Origin of the sequence: Aliiroseovarius zhejiangensis, from assembly GCF_014656375.1 — a bacterium.
GTDB lineage: Bacteria > Pseudomonadota > Alphaproteobacteria > Rhodobacterales > Rhodobacteraceae > Aliiroseovarius > Aliiroseovarius zhejiangensis.
In genome coordinates, this window is record NZ_BNCH01000002.1 from 540595 (window position 1) to 559696 (window position 19102).

A 19102-nucleotide genomic window follows, 5' to 3' on the forward strand; every position below is an offset into this window, starting at 1 on the left:
CCGTCAAGTGGCCCTGTGCGCGGTCAGCCGCGCCTGCGTCTGCGGCGTTGTCGGCCCGTATCGCCCTCGCCGCCGCCAGCATTGAAGCTGAGGTCGGGCAGGGTGACGATCCCGCGCAGGATGGGGAACGGATCCACCGCGTTGGGCATGGCCGAGGCATTGACGAAATGCTCCTGAAAGCGTGGTTCGACCGCGGTTTCGATCTTCTGGATCTTGCGCACGGTGTCTTCGATCTCGGCCCGTGCGGCCCGGTTCAGAAGCGCGATGCGCGCGCCGGTGCCCGCGGCGTTCCCGGCCGAACTGACCTTGTCCAGCGGGCAATCCGGGATCATGCCCAGTACCATCGCGTGCTTGGCCGAGATATGCGCGCCAAACGCGCCGGCCAGCACCACGCGATCCACCTGATCGACACCGCGCTTGTCCATCAACAGGCGCGCCCCGGAATAAAGCGCCGCCTTCGCCATCTGAATTGCGCGGATATCGGCATTGGTGACGGCAATCGGTCCATTGGCGTCGTCACCGTCCCACAGGCGATAGGAATAGGTACGCCCGTCTGCGAAACACCGGTCGGTGCCGGTCTGTTCAGGCGATCCGATCAGTCCGCCCGCATCGACCAGCCCGGCCATCCGCATTTCGGCGATCACCTCGATGATGCCGGACCCGCAAATGCCAGTGACGCCGGTGGTGGCGATGGCCAGGTCAAAGCCGGGATCGGTGGACCACAAGTCCGACCCGATGACCTTGAAGCGCGGTTCCTTGGTCGCGGGGTCGATCTCGACCCGTTCGATTGCGCCGGGAGCGGCGCGTTGGCCCGCGCTGATCTGCGCGCCTTCAAAGGCGGGACCAGTGGGCGAGGAACACGCCAGCACACCGGTCTTGTCGCCCAGCAAAATCTCGGCATTGGTGCCCACATCGACCACCAGCACAAGGTCGTCGGACTTGTCAGGGGCTTCGGACAGGGCCACCGCCGCGGCATCCGCGCCCACATGGCCCGCGATGCACGGCAAAAGATAGACGCGGGCCGAATGGTGAACGGACAGGTTCAGATCATCCGCCCGGAGCCTGAGCGCATCGGAGGTGGCCAGCGCAAACGGCGCCTGACCCAGTTCGAACGGGTCAATGCCCAACAGCAGGTGATGCATCACCGGGTTGCAGACCACGACCACATCCATGATCAGCGAGGTGTCGATCTCGGCCTCGGACGCGATTTGCGCAAACAGGGTGTTCAGCCCCTCGCGCACCGCATCGGTCATTTCCTGCGCGCCGGTGGGGTTCATCATCGAATAGCTGACCCGGCTCATCAGGTCTTCGCCAAAACGGATCTGCGGGTTCATCAAGCCTGACGAGGCCACGACCTCGCCCGTGGCCAGATCGCACAGATGGCCGGCGATGGTGGTCGAACCCAGGTCGATCGCCACGCCGTAAACGGCGCCCTCGTAATATCCGGGCCACAGGTGCATGATGCGGGGCGGGTTTTCGACATCGCCCAGATGCACCGCCACCGTGACCTTCCAGTCGCCTTTGCGCAGGATCGGCTGCATGGATTGCAGGATATGCAGGTCCGCTTTCACATCGTCCAGATCCCACTGCTCTTTCAAAGCCAGAACCAGCCGCTCCAGATCGCCGGACGGTTCATGCATATCGGGCTCTTCCACGGCGACGTAGAACAGCTTGACCAGCGGGTCCAGCGTGATGTCCCGCGCCTCGGCCCGTTTGCGCACGACCTGTTTGTGCACCTGGCTTTCGGGGGGCACGTCGATCACCACATCCCCCTGAACGGTCGCCTGACAGCCCAGTCGACGCCCCTTGGGCAGGCCGCGAATGTCGTCATAGCGTTGTTCGACCTTGTTCCAGTCCGACAGGGCATCCTCGTGCACCGTGACCCCATGTTTCGGAAACTCGCCATAGGCAGGTGTGATCTGACATTTCGAACAAATGCCGCGCCCGCCACAGACGCTGTCCAGATCGACGCCCAACTGGCGCGCAGCGGTCAGAATGGGGGTGCCGACGGCAAATCGGCCCCGTTTGCCGGAGGGGGTGAAAACGACCAAAGGATCCTGTGACATGCGCGCGCGTTCCCTGCAAAGTTTCGCCCAATCTACGGATGCCGCCAGCAGGTGCAATGCCTGCCAGCGGCATCTTCGGGAAGGAAACGTCTTTTTCGTCGGAACCGGGGAAATCAGACGCTTAGCAGACCCATTGCATCACCGGGCAAGGGGCGTGCCGGTTTCACATTGCTCAAGCCACGCCAGTATTTCGGCGCGGTCCCCATCCAGTAGGGGCGCTGGCCCGGCCACGGTCATGTCGGGCATGTCTGACATCTTGATCGGGTTGCCCGCCGCCTTGAACGGTTGGTCATCCCCCGGCGCGGGCCCCGGCGCGGGCATGTCCACGACCATGTTACGCGCCAGGATCTGCGGATCCCGCATCGCTTCGGCCACGTCCTGAATGGGCGCACAGGGGATGCCGGAGGCGGTAAAGAGCTTGATCCAATAGGCGCGCGGATGGGCCAGAGTCACCGTCTCGATCTTGCGTCTGAGCAACATGACATTCTCGCAGCGGGCAAGATTGGTGGAGAACGCATCGCGTTTGGCCCATTTCGGCTTGCCGATCACCTCGCAGAACTTCCGAAACAGCGCGTCATTACCGCAGGCGATGACCATCAGGCCATCCTTGGTGTGATAGGTCTCGAACGGTGCGATGGACGGATGGCGCGCCCCGGACGGACCCGGCGGAATGCCGGTTTCGCTGGTGATCGCGACGGCATGTTCCAGAATGGCCAACTGGCTGTCCAGCATCGCCACGTCGATCTTCTGCCCCTTGCCGGTTTTCTGCCGTTGATACAGCGCGGCCAAAAGGCCATGCCCCAGGAACATCCCCGCCACGATATCCCCGACCGAGGCGCCCACACGCACCGGTTCGCGGTTCTTCTCGCCGGTGATCGACATCACGCCACCACGGGCCTGCACCACCATGTCATAAGCGGGACGCTCGGCGTCCGGTCCGGTATGACCGAAGCCCGAGACTGCGCCGTAGATCAGGTGGGGGTGCTTGGCCGAGAGGCTGTCCCAGCCATAGCCCAGACGCTCCATCACGCCGGGACGATAGTTTTCCATCACGACGTCGACCTGACCCAAAAGCCGTTCGAAAACAGCGCGATCCGCGTCGCTCTTCAGGTTCAGGGCGATGGATTTCTTGTTGCGATTGATGGTGGCGAAATAAGCGCTGAACCCATCGCGAAACGGCGGGAAGTGGCGGGTGTCATCGCCGGTTTCAGGTTGTTCCACCTTGATCACCCTGGCGCCCAGATCCGACAGGATCATCGAACAATAGGGGCCTGCCAGCACATGGGTCAGATCGAGTATGGTGATGTCGTCGAGGGGGGCGCTCATCGGCCGGTCCTTTCCTGTTACGCACAGGCACTGGGTAGAGATCACGCACCCCGGTGACTTTGAGATGTGTCAAATCCAGCGATTGACCGAAGGGAAGGAGGAGGATTTCTGCACCTCGTAAGCCGCGTTTGACACCGACTTGCGTCGTACAATGCGCAGTGGAAGAATTAATAAAGTTACATAAGGCATAGATAATATTGCTATAATAGCAAATGTGATTCAACGAACTGATAGTGTTTGATGGACCGTGATTCAACCAGTTCTGCTTCCGCCGGGTCGATATGGGGGCTGGAAATGTCCTCACCGACAAAGGCTTTCAGCGCGTCGATGTTTTCCCAAACCATGACGAAACAGAATTCTCTGGGCCTGTCGGGCAGCGGTGCGCCCGGGATCACATGGACCAGTCCCTTGGTTCTTTTCATCAACGGAATTGCGGTGTCGTGGAAGAATGCGCTGAACGCCGCTTCCTTGCCGGGTCGTGTAACGACTTGAAATATCCTCACAATCATGGGTTCACCCTCCTTTGGTGTGACGCCTGAATGCAAGACCTTCTCAACCTCGGTATTCTAGCACAGAATACTGTTCGGGTCAGCGACGGGAAGTGATTTCACCAATAAAAAAGGCCCGCGCAGGGCGAGCCTTGATCTTTTGCATCGTGGGTGAGGTCAGCCCCGGCGGCGGCGTCCGCCACGACGACCACCTGCGGCCCCGGCAGCCCCTGCATTGACCGAGTTGAACTTGATCCATTCAGCCCCGCCATCGTCGTTGTTGGTCAGGAAATTGGCGGCGCGAATTGCCTCCATTTCCTTGCCGGCCTTGGGTTTGGTCGAACCAAGCCCAAACAATTGGCAGAAGGTCTCGTCATCCATGTCGGCGGGGATCACGATGCCCTTGGCTTCCACTTCGGCCTTCTTTTCAGCCAGTTTTGTCGGGCCAACAGGCAAGGCGACCGGGTTCATGATCGCGGACGTCATGCCAGCGCCCATTGCCATCGGCAGGAATGCGTTATTGATGCCGTGCCGGTTGGGCAGCCCGAACGAGATATTCGAGGCGCCGCAGGTCGTGTTCACGCCCAGTTCTTCACGCAACCGACGCACGAGGGTAAAGACCTGAAGGCCCGCCGTTCCCATGGCTCCGATGGGCATGACCAGCGGATCCACGACGATGTCATGGGCGGGGATGCCGAAATCGGCGGCGCGTTCGACAATTTTCTTGGCAACCGCAAAACGCACATCCGGGTCTTCGGAAATCCCCGTATCATCGTTTGAAATCGCCACCACTGGCACGTTGTATTTCTTGACCAGCGGCAGAACCATTTCCAGCCGCTCTTCCTCGCCCGTGACCGAGTTCAGAAGCGGGCGGCCCTTGGCGGCTTTCAGCCCGGCTTCAAGCGCGCCGGGAACGGACGAATCGATGCACAGCGGGCAATCCGTCACCGCCTGCACGGTTTCCACCAGTTGCCGCATCAGGTCCGGTTCGACGAAGTTGTTGTCGGCATAACGCGGGTCTTCCGCCATCTTATTGGAAAACACCGCGCCCGAGTTGATGTCCAGCACCGTCGCCCCTGCCGCGACCTGCGCCAGCGCATCGCTTTCCACGCGGCTGAAATCGCCCGCTTCCAGTTCGGCGTTCAGCACCTTGCGCCCGGTCGGGTTGATGCGTTCACCGATCACGCAGAACGGTTGGTCAAAGCCGATGATCGCGGTTTTCGTTTCAGATTCAACGATGGTACGGGTCATTCTTTATCCTTTGGTCATGTTGACTGGGGCGGTGTTTTCGCCGCCGTTTTCGATGGCCCAGTTCGCATTGGTCTTGATCCCGCCCAGCGGGAAGAAATGCACCTGAGTGATGTTGAAGTCGGGGTTGGCCGCCTTGTGGTTGGCCAGGTCGTTCAGAACGTCGGTGGGCTCATAGGGCAAGAGCAGCTTGGTCACGTCCATCGCGCGTTTTTGCAGCACTTTCAGCGATGGACCGACGCCGCAGGCAATGGCAAACTTGATTAGCGTTTGCAGCTTGGCAGGGCCAGCGATGCCGATGTGGATGGGCAGATCGACGCCTGCATCTTTCAGGTCGTTGGCCCATTTGATGATTGGCCCGGCCTCGAACGCGAATTGCGTGGCAATTGCCATCTGCGCATCGGTGCGCTCCGAGAATTTCTGTTTCCAAAGAAGGGCTTCCATGACGTTCTTGCGTGACCCGTCCGGGTCGATATCCTTGTTCCCTTCCGGGTGGCCGGCCACGTTCAACTGGGTGAACCCGGCCTTGTCGAACAGCCCGGTTTCCAACAACTGCATCGAGCAGTGGAAGTCACCATGGGGTTTTTCCACCCCACCGGCCAGCAGCAGCGCCTGTTTCACGTTCGCTTCACCCTGATAGCGGGCAATCCAGTCTGCCAGCGTGGTTTCGTCCTTGATGATGCGCGCAGGGAAGTGCGGCATGACCTCGAACCCTTCGGCATTGATGCGTTTGGCGGTGGCGACCATGTCTTCGATCGGCGTGCCGTCGATATGGGCGATATAGACGCGGGTGCCTTCGGGAAGCAGATCGCGGAAATCCTCGACCTTCTCGGCGGTGCGCGGCATCACCTCGATCGAATAGCCTTTTAGGAAGTCCTGAAGGGCAGGGGACGCGGGCGTCGCCTGACCATCGGTCGGCTTCTTGCGGAAGTTCAACAGCGCCATGGCTGCCTCCTTTATACGGGACAGGCTTACGCCCATCCGTCGTTGCCAATCAGAGCGATCAGGCGCTCTTTGTCATATTCCGCGTCGATCCGGGCGGCCTCGGCCGCTGCAACCTCGTGCGGGTCTCCGTCCACGGTATAGGGGGCAGCCTTGCGCCATTCCGCCAGATAGGCGTCGCTGTCTTTTGCGTTCACCTTCATGGCGGCCCGGTCAATGGCCTGTTCGAACCGCTCGGGCAGCGGTGCCTTGGCCCCGCGACGCCCTTTGCCAACGATCACCTGGGCGGGAATGTCCCTCCAATACACGATGGTTACGTCTGGCATGCGAATCTTCCTCCTCCGCTGTCCCTTACCTACGCGTGGGTGGGGCGTTTCCTGCGTCGTTTTTCGACGTCACACGGGCCACAAGCGACCCCGCGCGACTTTGATTGACCCAATGGGGATACGCCAGAGCAGCGCGTCGGGCCATGGGGGTAGGGCTGAAAACTTCTCAACATGATTATGTGCGACAACGAAATTCTGCATCTCGGATCGCGTGAGGGGATTGCCAGACCCCCGGTGCAGCCCTATCTTTAATCCAACTTGAAATGGAGGGCGTAAGCTATGGCGCCCAAGCGTCCCGAAGGTGCGGGCGCGTTCCCGAAAGCGGTCGATACCCCCGCGCCGTCACCCGTGGATCCAGCCAGCCTCTATGCGGCTCTGGACCTTGGAACCAACAGTTGTCGAATGCTGGTTGCCCAACCGAAGGGAAGCCAGTTTCACGTCGTGGACAGCTTTTCGAAATCGGTGCAGCTTGGAAACGGGTTGGAGGCATCGGGCCGGCTGAGCCGGTCGTCCATGTCGCGCACCGTTCAGGCACTGCGCATCTGCCGCAAGAAGCTGATCAAGCATGACGTGAAACGGATGCGCCTTGTGGCGACCGAAGCCTGTCGGCGTGCCTCGAACGGCAAGAGCTTCATGAATTATATCCGGCGCGAAACGGGCCTTGAGCTTGAGATCATCAAGCCCGAGGAAGAAGCGCGCCTTGCCGTGGTCTCCTGCGCGCCGCTGGTGTCCACCAAGACCGAACAATTGCTTGTCGTCGATATCGGCGGCGGCTCGACCGAGCTGGTCTGGATTGACCTGTCCAAAGTGCCACCGATGGAGCGCGCGCGCTCGATCATGCGGATGGGGCGTGGTTTTGTCGGCAGCGCCAGCGAGTTTCCGGCCGCCAGCGTGGTGGACTGGATTTCGGTCCCGTTGGGTGTGGCCACATTGCGCGAGATGTTTGATGATGTCGAAGACGATGCCGGGCGCTATGCCCTGATGTCGGTGCATTTTGAAGAACAACTGGCGGGCTTCAGCCCGTTCCACCACGAACCCCCGCGCGCCGGGTTCCAGATCATCGGCACATCCGGCACCGTGACGACCGTGGCCGCGACCCATCTGGGGCTGCGCCGCTATGACCGGACCAAGGTGGACGGGCTGCGCATGACCTCGGACCAGATCGAGCGTGTGATCCAGGGGTATCTGGCGCTGGGGCCACAGGGGCGGCGGATGAACTCGCATATCGGGCGTGACCGGCAATCGCTGATCATGTCTGGCGCTGCGATCCTGCAGGCGTTATTGCGGGTCTGGCCCACGGATCGGCTGAGTGTCGCGGATCGGGGGTTGCGCGAGGGCATCCTGTATTCGCAGATGTCTGCGGACGGTGTTTTGGAAGGCGGACCATTCTGATGACAGGCACAGGTGGCAAAAAAGGCGGACGGGTGCGCAAAAGCTCGGGTCGCGGGCAGCGGGATTTGACCGTGAAGGTGAAAACCGCGCGCGGGCGGCGCAACAGTTCGACCCGGTGGTTGCAACGCCAGTTGAACGATCCTTACGTGCAACGCGCCAAGGCCGAAGGGTATCGCGGGCGCGCGGCCTACAAGATCATGGAGTTGGACGACAAGTTCCGGTTTCTGGTGAATGGTGCTCGCGTGGTTGATCTGGGCTGTGCGCCGGGGGGCTGGGCGCAGGTCGCCGTGCCGCGCATCAATGCGCTTGGCGAAAAAAGCGGCAAGAAGATCGGCACGTTTCTGGGTATTGACCTGCAAGAGGTTGAACCGCTGGCAGGCGCCACCTTCCACCAGCTCGATTTCATGGAAGACGATGCGGATGTGGTCGTGAAAGATCTGTTGGGCGGCAAGGCGGATGTGGTCATGTCGGACATGGCCGCTTCAAGTTCCGGCCACAAGCAAACCGACCACCTGCGCATCATCGCGCTGTGCGAGGCCGCGGCATATTTCGCCTTTGACGTGCTGGACGAGGGCGGCACCTTCGTCGCCAAGGTTCTGGCAGGTGGGGCCGAGGGCGAGTTGCAGAAGCTGCTCAAGCAGAAGTTCGAGAAGGTGATGAACGTGAAGCCGCCGTCCAGCCGGTCGGACAGTTCCGAGAAATTCGTGGTCGCGATGGGGTTCAAGGGCTAGGCACGCACAGGGCCGTTTGGGCAGGGGTCGAAAGCGCGCCTTGGTCCGTCGCCTTTTGGATGGTTCTTCCCAGCCCATCCTGAAAGACTTGGTCAAATCCATTGATAGGTGCGAATCCCGCCGCCCGGCGGCTGAGACCGCACGATGCAGAGAGGCAACGGCATGAGAGCGCAACCCAAAGCAAGCCATTTCATCGGCGGTGAGTATGTCGAGGATACCGACGGCACGCCGTTCGACGTGATCTTTCCGGCCACCGGCGAAGTGATCGCGCAGCTTCATTCGGCCACTCCCGCCATCATCGACAAGGCGCTGAATGCCGCAAAAGCGGCGCAGGCCGATTGGGCGGCGATGACAGGCACTGAACGCGGCCGTATCCTGCGCCGCGCCGCCGATATCATGCGCGAGCGCAACCACGACTTGTCGGTGTTGGAGACGCTGGACACCGGCAAGCCCTATCAGGAAACCAGCGTGGCCGATGCGACCTCGGGCGCGGATGCGTTGGAGTATTTCGGGGGGATCGCGGGCAGCCTGACCGGCGAGCATATCCAGCTGGCCAACGGCGATTTCGTCTATACACGGCGCGAGGCCTTGGGCGTCTGCGTCGGCATCGGCGCGTGGAACTATCCGACCCAGATTGCGTGCTGGAAAGCCGCGCCGGCGCTGGCCTGCGGGAACACCTCCATCTTCAAACCATCCGAGACCACCCCGCTGTCAGCGTTGAAGGTCGCGGAGATCCTGATGGAAGCGGGCGCGCCTGCGGGCGTGTTCAACGTGGTGCAGGGCATGGGCGAGGTCGGCGCGGCGCTCGTCACCGATCCGCGTGTGGCCAAGGTATCGCTGACCGGATCCGTGCCCACCGGCAAGAAGGTCTATGCCGCGGCGGCGGCCGAAATGAAGCATGTCACCATGGAACTGGGCGGCAAATCTCCGTTGATCGTCTTTGACGATGCCAATGTAGAAAACGCTGTTTCAGGAGCTATTCTGGGCAATTTCTATTCGTCCGGGCAGGTCTGTTCCAACGGCACGCGGGTCTTCGTGCAAAAGGGCATCAAAGAGGCGTTTCTGACGCGGTTGGCAGAACGGCTGGACAACGCCATTATCGGCGACCCGCTTGACCCGGAAACAAGTTTCGGTCCGATGGTCAGCGAAGGCCAGTTGACCATCGTCCTGAACTACATCGAGAAGGGTGAAGAAGAGGGCGCGCGTCTGCTCTATGGCGGTCGTCGGATTGACGGGGACGGGTTCTTCCTGCAACCCACCGTCTTTGCCGATGTGACCGATGACATGACCATCGCGCGGGAAGAGATTTTCGGCCCCGTCATGTCAGTCTTGGATTTCGAGACGGAAGACGAGGTGATGGCCCGCGCCAACGCAACCGAGTTCGGGCTGGCCGCCGGGGTGTTCACCAATGACCTGACCCGCGCGCATCGCGTGGTGGCCGGATTTGAGGCCGGTACGTGCTACATCAACACCTATAATGACGCGCCGGTCGAAGCGCCGTTTGGCGGCACCAAGGCGTCAGGCGTCGGGCGCGAAAACTCGAAAGCAGCGATCGAACATTATTCCGAGCTGAAAACCGTCTATGTCCGGCTGAGCGATCTGGAAGCGCCGTTCTGAATGTCTGGCTGGGGTCAGGCCTTGACCGATGCGTTACGGATCGCAGTGCTGGACACGCGCGGGGTGCGCGGCAGATAGCGTACCTCGCAGAACTCTTTCAACTCGTCGAACTTGCCTTCCCAATCACTGCCCATCGTGAAGATGTCGGCCTTGTGGGTGCGGATGTCATCGGGTTTCTGTTCCCAGGTGTTTTCCGGAATGATCAGGTCAACACAGCGCAGGCTGAGCAAAAGATCCCGCCGCATCTCATAGCTGAGATGTGCTTTTTTCCCCTTGGTGGCGTTAAAGGTGTCCGTTGACAACCCGACGATCAGAAAATCGCCCATCGCCTTTGCGCGTTCCAGCAGCAGGATATGCCCATAATGCAGGGTGTCGAAGGTTCCATAGGTGATGACTCGCAAGGTCCATTTCCTTTGTTGCCATGAAAGGTGACTGCACGGTTAGCCGTTTCGGTGAGCGGCGTCCATAACTTCTGCCAGTATTTTGGCGGATCGTGACGCGGCAAACAGTGGCAGCAGGTCCTGAAATGCTGCGACGCCGATGCGGTGTCGCAGGTCGGGGTCGCTGATCAAGGTCCCGATGGACCGGGTCCAATCCTCTTTCGTCTGTGCCAGAATGGCCGTTTTCTGGTCGTCTACCACATCTGCAAAGGGATGAGAGGGGGACAAGATCGTCGGGATCCGGTGCTGTGCCGTTATGATCAAGCGCGTATCGTCCCTGGACCGGCTGAACGCAAGCGGGGCAACGGGGGTCAGGTTGATGTCCATGCGGCCCAGAAGGTGGTGAAGGTCCGCACCATTCGGCTCCGGATGGCGCCTAACCTGATCCCTGTGACCTGCCATCCCAAACGCGTCAATATCCGGCCCCCCGATCAGGTGAAGCTCCAGGGAAGGGTGGTGTGTCAGCAGTTCGGAGACGGCAACACGGCAGAGGGAAAAATCAGCGAGCGGTGTGAAACGGTCCGGGATCAGGCACAGCCGGATCACCCCGTCATCGCGGCTGATGGCGGGCAGATCGGTCGGATGGCTCATGTCATCAGGTGTCAAAACACTGGGTACAACGGTGCCGGATGTTCCGACCTGCTCAAGCATCCGGGCGAGACCGGGCGTTGAAACCGTAACGTAATCGGCCGTTTCAATCATGCTTTGGGTGCGCTCAGCCTGTATCAGAAAATCACCCGAAGCATCGGGATCGCCAAGAAACAGATCAGTTTCGCTGACCGCGCCAAAATCATGTGTTGCATTGGCCAGGTCAAAGATGACCTTGCCACCATGTGCCTTGAAGGTTTCGCAGAGATCCAGAAGGTTTTCGGTCATTTGCCCCCCGCACAGGACCAATGTCCGGGTCTGGCGCAGATGTTTCGGGCGCAGCTGCTCGTCTTGCACGACGGTGCACCTCCAGCCCTGTTTGCGCAACGGGTCAAGCAGCGCAAGCAAACGGTGTGAAGTTGTGCCACCTGCCGGGTCCGATGCTGTGACAAACGTCACCGTTCGGTCCGGCGTGGTCTGTCCCGGTCGCGACGCCCAAAGCAGTTTTGATCCGGCATAGGTGTCTCGGACCCTGTCCACCACACGCTTGCTGCTGTCCGCGTCGCGGAAACGGTGGAAGAAGTTGACCTTCCAGTCATAGGCCGCGCGGTCCAGGTCTGATATAGGGCGGACAGAGCCCTCTAACGCCTGCATCAACCCTTTGAAATCCGTGCAGATCGGTCCCGGAAAAACGAGCTTCATATCATAATAAAGACCACGTTCGTTCTGTTCGTAATGCTCCATGTCGAAGGCAAAGCTGATCACCGGTCGCCCGGTCAGCATGAAGTCGATGAAGCAGCTGGAGTAATCCGTCAGCAAGATGTCGGCCTCGCGATACAACAGCTCGATATCCGGGAAATGGCGTTCGGAGGCGTCAAAGAAGCAGTCCCCCTGAAGTTGCGAACTGTAAAGGCGCGCCTGGTCGGCCATGTGTTCGCGCACCCCCATCACCATGCCGTGCCGGGTCAGCCATTGGGTCAGGTCGCTGACCTCTTGCTCGGAGAACCTGTAATATCCCGTTTCCTGATCCGCACGAAAGGTCGGCGCGAACAGAACAAATTTTCGGCCGTTCAGGGTCTTGCGCAGATGGTCAAGCCGGGGTTGGAAGTCTGGGGGCAGCAGGGTCTCGTCCGTCAGGATATAATCGTGTCGCGGCAAGCCCGTGACCCAGATGTCGTGATAGGAGAGCGGCCAATAGGCTGCTGTCATGGCAAGACGGTCGACATCCGACGAGGCGATGACCGATGTCAGGCGCCCGTTCTCACGGGCAACATCATCCAGCGCATGCTGGGTATCCAGCGAAGTGTAACCGATGCGCTTTAGTGGAATACCGTGCCACAGATTGTGGAACTTGTGCAGATCACCCGATAACGGATAGCCGATATTGGACTGGACGCCATGTCTCAGGAACACCTGCCGCGCGCGCAGAAGATAGGTCTGCCCTTCATGACTGTCGAGCGGGGCCACGACCACGTTCACCCCTTCCGCTTCTATCGGCACGCTTCGGGTCAGAACGATTTTCTTGATCGACGGGTCATTTTTTACGCGTTCAAACACCGCGCGGGTGTTGTCGGAAAACTGGTGGCTATAGGCACAGACCGGGAACGCCCACCAATGATCGTATTTCGGGGTGATGCGATCCTCATAGAACATCCCCGCCGCAGATCGTGGAGCGGGGGAAAGACCGGGGGTCTTGGCTACGCGGAAGGCAGCGTGCAGGCGCCCGGCATCGGAGCGGCGCAGAAGGTCACGCTCGATCGCGTTTGTGTCCAGATCGGGGTTGGCCCGTGCGATCCGAGCCTTCCAATGATGCAGGCCGGGCTGCCGAAACGGGTTGGCACCCAGCAGCGCGCAATCGAGCAGGGGAAATCCGCCGTCAATCAAGGTGAAAGCCTTGGTTGTCAGGGTCGGAAGGTCGGCGGCGACGTCCTCGACAAGTGTTTCGAACGCGTAGCCATGCCCGATCAGGAAACGGGTCAGTCCGATATCGTATTTGCGGGCCCTTAGACGGGGGTCATCTTCGCGGGTGACGTGATCTAGAACGCGCCGGAACTTCGGGTCGCGCAGGATGGCCGACCTTAAACCAAGCATCCCCGCGCCGACATGGAAATCATAAATGTCATCCGCTTCATATGCGGTCAGATGCTGCGCCTTGATGTCGGGCAGGGGGATCGGCGTGTCATATGGTGTGCCATCGCGCGGGGTGTCGGGGATGAACCCCTTGCCGGCCACCAACCCCCACCACGCACAGGGCTTTTCGGCCATCGCATCCAGCGTATCCTTCAAAGAGTGCACCAGATAGCAGCCGTCATGGGCAAGGATCAGTTCGTCATATGTCTCGATCCGGTTCCACCCGACCAGTTCGCGCGCCAGGATCGAGTAGGCCCCGAATTCGAACATGCCGTGGCGTCTTGCCCAGGCCTGTTCAACCACTCCGTCTAGCTTAGCGAGCTCGGTATCGACGGTGGGACCATCGGCAAGGAAGAACACATCCGCATGGCGCGACACCTCGCGCAGATAGGTCACAACCGTATCGTCGACCCGCCCATCCGGATCGGTCCCGGCAAACAGGCAGATCCGCCGGGGCGACGGGACGAGGGGTTTTGAAAACTCCGGCCGGAACTCCACCTTCTGCGGGGGACGAGCCAGATGACCGCGCGCTTGACCGACCTTGTTGTAATGCCACAGGGGGTTGGCGTCCTGATCGGCGGTCCCCAGCAGATAGTTCTGCGTGTACCACCAAATGTCAAAATCCGCGCGCGGGTTGCGCAGTTCGCGATAGCCTATTGTGTTGAAATGCTCATGCCCGCTTCCACCGCCGACAAGCGCATCCCTGTTGTGCCGGGCATAGTATTTCTCATCGACAGGCACGTTCCATGCGCTGGCATATCTGCGAAATCTGACGCGTGATTTCAACTGCGACAGTGGTTTCAGGCGCAGCCGCGCCCCGATCTTTTCCAGTACCTCTAAACGTGTGAGAGAACGGATATCCTCAAGAGACCTCGGACGTTTCATTGGACCCAATCGTGCAAAACCCGTTCCACAATACAGTTATTTCTCAACGGGAAGGGCGTCAACAGCTGCAGGGATGTGGAGATCGCGGCCCGCCCCGGGTTTCACGTGTTTTTCGAGCAGAGTAACGCCACGTAGGAACGCGCAATTCACCCTTAATCATGGCTGACAGACACGCAGCCCACGCCTGAGATAAGGGTGTAAATGGCGGAGAGACAGGCAGCCATATTCCGGTCCGAACCGATCCTACTACGTTCACTAAAATCCTTTTATACATAGTGTTTTAAGCATAATCGAGTTCCACTAACGTCTTGCATATTCCCACAGTATCCGGCATTCACTGGGGGATAATATGGGGGATATATTTGTGACCGCTTCAACTAAGCCAAAGCCAAATTCAGGTTTAACAGCCGCTTTTGTCAGCAAGGCGCGGGAGCCTGGCAAGTATCACGATGGCAAAGGCACGGGGCTTTACCTACGGATCGACAAGGCGGGGCGCAAGCAATGGGTGCAGCGCGTGGTTGTCGGCGGCAAGCGTGTTGAGCTTGGACTTGGCAGCTATCCGATTTGCACCTTGGCGATGGCGCGCGAGGATGCGCTTGAGAACAAGCGTATGGTGCGCAATGGCAAAGACCCGCGCGTCGAGCGCAACAAGCACAAGGGTAACATGACCTTTGCCAATGCTGTGGATCGCTATCTTGAGATCAAGTTGAAAGAGTTTCGCAACGACAAGCACCGCAAGCAATGGCGTTCGACCCTGGATAACTATGCGATGCCGGTGATTGGACATTTGTCGATGGAAGCGGTGATGGTGCAGGACGTGTTGCGCATCCTGGAGCCGATCTGGTTGACCAAAACGGAAACGGCCAAGCGCTTGCGAGGACGGATTGAGAAAGTCTTTGATTGGGCCATTGTTGCCAACCATCGCAAGAGCGACAACCCGGCGCGTTACAAAGGGTTTCTGTCCGAGCTTTTGCCTAAGCCCGAGAAGATCACCAAGACCCGCCACCATGCCGCGCTCACGCTCAAGGACGCGCCGCGCTGGTGGGACGCCCTTGCCAGGCGCGGCGGCAATTCGGCCCGTGCCTTGCAGTTTCTTTGCCTGACCGCCGCGCGCTCGGGTGAGGTGCGCGGCATGACCTGGGATGAGGTGGATTTGGATGAAGCGCTGTGGGTCATCCCTGCGGATCGGATGAAGGCAGGGCGTGAACATCGCGTGCCGTTGCCGGATCAGGCGGTTAAGCTGTTGCGTGACTTGCCGCGTCTGGAAGGCAGCGCGTTTGTGTTTTTTGCGCCTCAAGGCGGAATGCTGTCTGACATGTCGCTATCTGCCGTTATGCGCAAGATGCAGAAATCCGAGGAACAGACGGGCGGTGTTGGCTATCTCGACGCCCGCTCGGGCCGTCCAGCGGTGCCGCACGGGTTACGGTCCACCTTTCGCGATTGGGCGGCTGAGAACGGCTATGACCATGTTTTGGCCGAGCTCGCGCTGGCGCATACGGTCGGCAGCGAGGTAGAGCGCGCCTATCGCCGGACAGATATGCTGAGTCGCCGCCGCGCGATGCTTGAAGACTGGTCAGAGGTGTTGAACGGCCAATCAAGCCCCTCAAATTGAGCGCGCGCGGGCCAAAAGGAAACTTTTTTGGCGGTTTTTCAAATTATTTTTCGCCTACGTATATGTAATCCCCCCGAAAGACTGACAACTATATGTCATAATTAGATAATTACGACCCTCTGCAGGGTCATTTGACGCGCGGAATTTGCGACCCTAATTGGGTCTCACGCGGCGCTAATGGGCAGTTGTTGTCGCGTGTCGGACGCGGTGCTGCAACACCGGAACCAACGAGACTTCAGGACGCGCAAAACGGCACTCCCTGACCTCTCCATACTGTCCAAAGGGGCCCAGGTCAAAGCAGGATCGACCTGGGGCAAATGGGAGGCGGTCACATATGACGCAGAACAAAATCTATCGACGCCCGGATGTGGAACAATTGGTCGGGCTGTCACGCTCGACGCTTTACGCGATGATGGCGGAGGGGACATTCCCCAAGCCGATCAAGCTGGGCAAGCGCGCGGTGGGCTGGCGGGCCATCGACATTGAGGCCTGGTTTGAAGCCCGCAGCCTGGGCGGGGTGTTTCAATGACCATACACACGCGTAATACCGCGCGCGCCGTTGATCTGAGCGTGCGCGAGACCTCAGACACTTACCGCGCCGAGCTGTTCCGCATGGGGAAGTATCGGGTCATCGTCTGTCGCCAAGGGCTGCAATGGGTCTTGCAAAAGCAGCGCTTCAAAACATCCGTGTTGGGGGCGGCTTGGCGCAATATTGGCTACTGCACCACCAAAGAGGCCCTGATCCGGCTTCAACAGGCGTATAACGCCCCTCAGCATCCATTCATGGACGCCTTGCCCGCACGGTTTGCCTGCGAGGTGCGGCAATGATCTTGGCCGAACACATTACCCGCACGCTTAGAGGAACCTGGCGCGGACAAAACGGGCTTGCCTGTTGTCCCGCCCATGAAGACCGCACGCCCAGTCTCAGCCTGGGCGTGGGGGTGGATGGCAGACTGCTCGTACATTGCCATGCGGGCTGCTCTTATGGGGCCGTGATGGACGCGCTCAAGGCGCGCGGGCTTGTCGATCACACAACCCGCGCCACCCTGGGTGGTATGTTGGCAAGCCGGGTCGAGATCGCGGCGAACCACAAAGCAAAACAGGCCGAGGCGGAGAAGCGCGCCCACCAAGCCCGCGCGTTATGGGATAGTGCGCGACCCATTACCAATACGTTAGGGGAGCGTTACCTACGTAACCGGGGGATCACCTGCGACTTGCCGCTTACGTTACGATACGTAGAGGATTGCTGGCATAAGAGCGCCCAACGATGGCCCGCCATTGTGTCGCGTGTCGATGGGGTCGAACGCTTTGCCGTCCATCGCACATATCTTGGTCACGATGGCACCACCAAGGCCGAGATTGACAGCCCCAAGGCGATGTTGGGGTCGGTGCGCGGTGGTGCGGTGCGTCTGACGCCTGCCTCACACACATCTAACCTGGTGATTGCCGAGGGGATTGAGACAGCCCTGTCCTTGCCCAGCGGATTGATGAACCGCCCCGCCGAGGTCTGGGCCGCGTTGAGCGTGGGCGGATTAGCTAACGTAACGCTCCCCGCGTGCGCCGGTGATCTGATCATCGCTCCCGATGGGGATGCGCCAGGGCGGGACGCGGCGCAAACACTTGCGCGCCGCGCGCACGCCCTGGGCTGGCAAGTAATGATGCTGCCCGCGCCCGACGGGTTTGATTGGAACGATGTCTTAACGGGAAAGGCGGTGGCTGCATGACCGTACATCTGAAGCCCATACCTTACGTAGAGGATTGGGCCGAACCCTCGCCGCGTTTCTTACGTAAGGGATTGCCGCCCGCGCCTGAATTGCCGCTCGAGCGTATCTTTGCCCCGCAATGGGCGACATGGATCAGGGATGCCGCCGAGGCCAAGTCTGCCCCGCCGGATTACGTTATGGCGGGTCTACTTGCCACGGCGGGCGCGGCGATTGGCAACACACGGTGGGTCTCGCCTTGGGCGGGTTGGTCCGAGCCGCCGATCCTCTGGACCATGCTGATCGGTGCGCCATCCTCGAACAAATCACCGGGGCTTGATGCGGTGCTGAGCCCGTTGAAAGAGCTTGAGCGCGATATGCGCAAACAGGCTGAGGCTGATCTTGCGGAATGGTCTGAACGGGTTGAGGTGGCAAAGATCGCGCAAAGCGCCTGGAAAGAAGCAACCAAGGCCGCGCTCAAGGCCGGGGAAGACCTGCCGCCCAAGCCCGACGAAGCCGATCCTGGGCAGGAACGCCATTTGCCCTGCCTGTCGGTGACGGACAGCACGGTCGAGCGGTTGGGCGTGATCCTGGCAAACCAGCCACGTGGCACGTTGATGGCACGTGATGAACTGGCCGGGTGGCTGATGGGCATGACACGCTATGCGGGCGGTGGGTCTGACCGCCCGTTCTGGCTGGAAGCCTATGGCGGGCGGGGCTACCGGGTTGAGCGCATGGGCCGTGAGCCGCTCTATATCGACCGGCTGTCGGTGGGGGTCACCGGATCAATCCAGCCCGACCGGTTGCGCAGCCTGTTGATGAAGTCCGATGATGACGGGTTGCTTGCGCGTTTCCTGCCGATCTGGCCCGATCCGGTGCCGATCATGCGCCCGCGTTCGGCACCCGATGACGCGTTCATCAATCGCGCTTTGGGGCGGCTTCACGACCTTCAGCTTATGACCGATGAATACGACCAACAGCGACCCTGGGTCTTGCCGTTTGATGAGGGGGCCAAAGACCGGTTGGATGCGTTTCGCCATGACGTAAGGGACTGGGAGAGCGGCGCCGAAGGCCTAATGTTATCTTACATAGGCAAATTGCCAGGGCTGACAGCACGGATTGCCTTGATCCTGGCGCATCTGGATTGGGTTGCCATGACCTGTGATCAGCCGCATGAGATTGACGCGCAGACCTTCAGCCGGGCAGCCGACCTGGTGGAGCATTACGCGCTTCCGATGGCGCGCCGCGCCTATGCGGAGGCGTCTGTCTCAAAGGTGGAACGGGCCGCCATGCGCCTGGTCGAAATCATCCGTGAGCACGCTTGGCAGCGCTTTACATCGCGCGACGTCTTGCGCCTGGATCGCGCGGGGCTTGGCACCGCTGCCGAGGTGAACCCCGCCTTGCAAGCGCTTGAAGAGAATCATCTTTTGCGCAGCGTGGAGGTGCAGAAAAACCCACGCGGCGGGCGACCCTCGCGGGCCTTCCTGGTCAATCCGGCGGTGTTCAACGGCTAAGTCCTGTTGGGGCGGGTTGCATCAACACCCGCCCTGACAGAACTGACTTAACTGACAAAACCGGGTGTGTAGCCCGCCAGAACGGGGTTGTGTCGGT

General features: G+C 60.3%; 16 protein-coding genes. 8 read left to right on the plus strand and 8 right to left on the minus strand.

The genetic code is table 11. The annotated features are described in order from the left end of the window. Window positions 1–23: 23 nt before the first annotated feature. The 6 genes from IE188_RS07355 to IE188_RS07380 form a co-directional block, all read right to left on the minus strand. A complete protein-coding gene (locus IE188_RS07355) occupies window positions 24–2066 on the minus strand; it encodes an ASKHA domain-containing protein (RefSeq protein WP_191285808.1) in 2043 nt (680 codons plus the stop codon). Between the two features lie 138 nt (window positions 2067–2204). Then, the gene (locus IE188_RS07360; protein ID WP_191285809.1) at window positions 2205–3392 is read right to left on the minus strand and encodes a CaiB/BaiF CoA transferase family protein; all 1188 of its coding nucleotides are present in this window, start codon (window positions 3390–3392) and stop codon (window positions 2205–2207) included. Window positions 3393–3592: 200 nt separating this feature from the next. Further along, window positions 3593–3901, minus strand: a complete 309-nt coding sequence (locus IE188_RS07365) for a putative quinol monooxygenase (RefSeq protein WP_191285810.1) — start codon at window positions 3899–3901, stop codon at window positions 3593–3595. Window positions 3902–4057: 156 nt separating this feature from the next. Next, the gene (locus tag IE188_RS07370) at window positions 4058–5131 is read right to left on the minus strand and encodes a methyltetrahydrofolate cobalamin methyltransferase (RefSeq protein WP_191285811.1); all 1074 of its coding nucleotides are present in this window, start codon (window positions 5129–5131) and stop codon (window positions 4058–4060) included. A gap of 3 nt (window positions 5132–5134) precedes the next feature. Beyond that, a complete protein-coding gene (locus tag IE188_RS07375; RefSeq protein WP_191285812.1) occupies window positions 5135–6073 on the minus strand; it encodes a methylenetetrahydrofolate reductase in 939 nt (312 codons plus the stop codon). Window positions 6074–6099: 26 nt separating this feature from the next. After that, on the minus strand, window positions 6100–6396 hold the full coding sequence (locus IE188_RS07380) for a virulence factor (protein ID WP_191285813.1): 297 nt from the start codon (window positions 6394–6396) through the stop codon (window positions 6100–6102). A 279-nt stretch (window positions 6397–6675) separates the two neighbouring features. Between IE188_RS07380 and IE188_RS07385 the strand changes: the two genes are divergently transcribed. The 3 genes from IE188_RS07385 to betB all read left to right on the plus strand — a co-directional run bounded on the left by IE188_RS07385 (window position 6676) and on the right by betB (window position 10136). Continuing rightward, a complete protein-coding gene (locus IE188_RS07385; RefSeq protein ID WP_191285814.1) occupies window positions 6676–7788 on the plus strand; it encodes a Ppx/GppA phosphatase family protein in 1113 nt (370 codons plus the stop codon). Beyond that, window positions 7788–8519, plus strand: coding sequence for an RlmE family RNA methyltransferase (locus IE188_RS07390; protein WP_191285815.1), 732 nt, complete (start codon window positions 7788–7790; stop codon window positions 8517–8519). The genes IE188_RS07385 and IE188_RS07390 overlap by 1 nt, the downstream gene beginning before the upstream one ends. A gap of 162 nt (window positions 8520–8681) precedes the next feature. Then, the gene (betB, locus tag IE188_RS07395; protein WP_191285816.1) at window positions 8682–10136 is read left to right on the plus strand and encodes a betaine-aldehyde dehydrogenase; all 1455 of its coding nucleotides are present in this window, start codon (window positions 8682–8684) and stop codon (window positions 10134–10136) included. A 14-nt stretch (window positions 10137–10150) separates the two neighbouring features. Here betB and IE188_RS07400 read toward each other — a convergent pair whose 3' ends face one another. Together IE188_RS07400 and IE188_RS07405 are read right to left on the minus strand one after the other, a co-directional pair. Beyond that, window positions 10151–10537, minus strand: a complete 387-nt coding sequence (locus IE188_RS07400) for an adenylyltransferase/cytidyltransferase family protein (RefSeq protein WP_191285817.1) — start codon at window positions 10535–10537, stop codon at window positions 10151–10153. A 39-nt stretch (window positions 10538–10576) separates the two neighbouring features. Beyond that, window positions 10577–14179 carry a CDP-glycerol glycerophosphotransferase family protein gene (locus IE188_RS07405; RefSeq protein WP_191285818.1) on the minus strand — a complete coding sequence of 1201 codons (3603 nt, stop codon included), beginning with the start codon at window positions 14177–14179 and terminating at the stop codon, window positions 10577–10579. Window positions 14180–14543: 364 nt separating this feature from the next. Between IE188_RS07405 and IE188_RS07410 the strand changes: the two genes are divergently transcribed. The 5 genes from IE188_RS07410 (at window position 14544) to IE188_RS07430 (ending at window position 19005) form a co-directional block, all read left to right on the plus strand. Further along, the gene (locus IE188_RS07410; protein ID WP_229836589.1) at window positions 14544–15791 is read left to right on the plus strand and encodes a tyrosine-type recombinase/integrase; all 1248 of its coding nucleotides are present in this window, start codon (window positions 14544–14546) and stop codon (window positions 15789–15791) included. A gap of 334 nt (window positions 15792–16125) precedes the next feature. Next, window positions 16126–16320: a helix-turn-helix transcriptional regulator gene (locus IE188_RS07415; RefSeq protein WP_191285820.1), complete on the plus strand. Its 195-nt coding sequence runs from the start codon at window positions 16126–16128 to the stop codon at window positions 16318–16320. Beyond that, window positions 16317–16619 (plus strand): hypothetical protein, encoded by a 303-nt coding sequence (locus tag IE188_RS07420; RefSeq protein ID WP_191285821.1) that lies wholly within the window; start codon window positions 16317–16319, stop codon window positions 16617–16619. The genes IE188_RS07415 and IE188_RS07420 overlap by 4 nt, the downstream gene beginning before the upstream one ends. Continuing rightward, window positions 16616–17515, plus strand: a complete 900-nt coding sequence (locus IE188_RS07425) for a DUF7146 domain-containing protein (RefSeq protein WP_191285822.1) — start codon at window positions 16616–16618, stop codon at window positions 17513–17515. The genes IE188_RS07420 and IE188_RS07425 overlap by 4 nt, the downstream gene beginning before the upstream one ends. Beyond that, entirely contained in the window at window positions 17512–19005 is a 1494-nt protein-coding gene (locus IE188_RS07430; RefSeq protein WP_191285823.1) for a DUF3987 domain-containing protein, read from the plus strand. Before IE188_RS07425 ends, IE188_RS07430 begins: the two co-directional genes overlap by 4 nt. The last annotated feature ends 97 nt before the right edge of the window (window positions 19006–19102 follow it).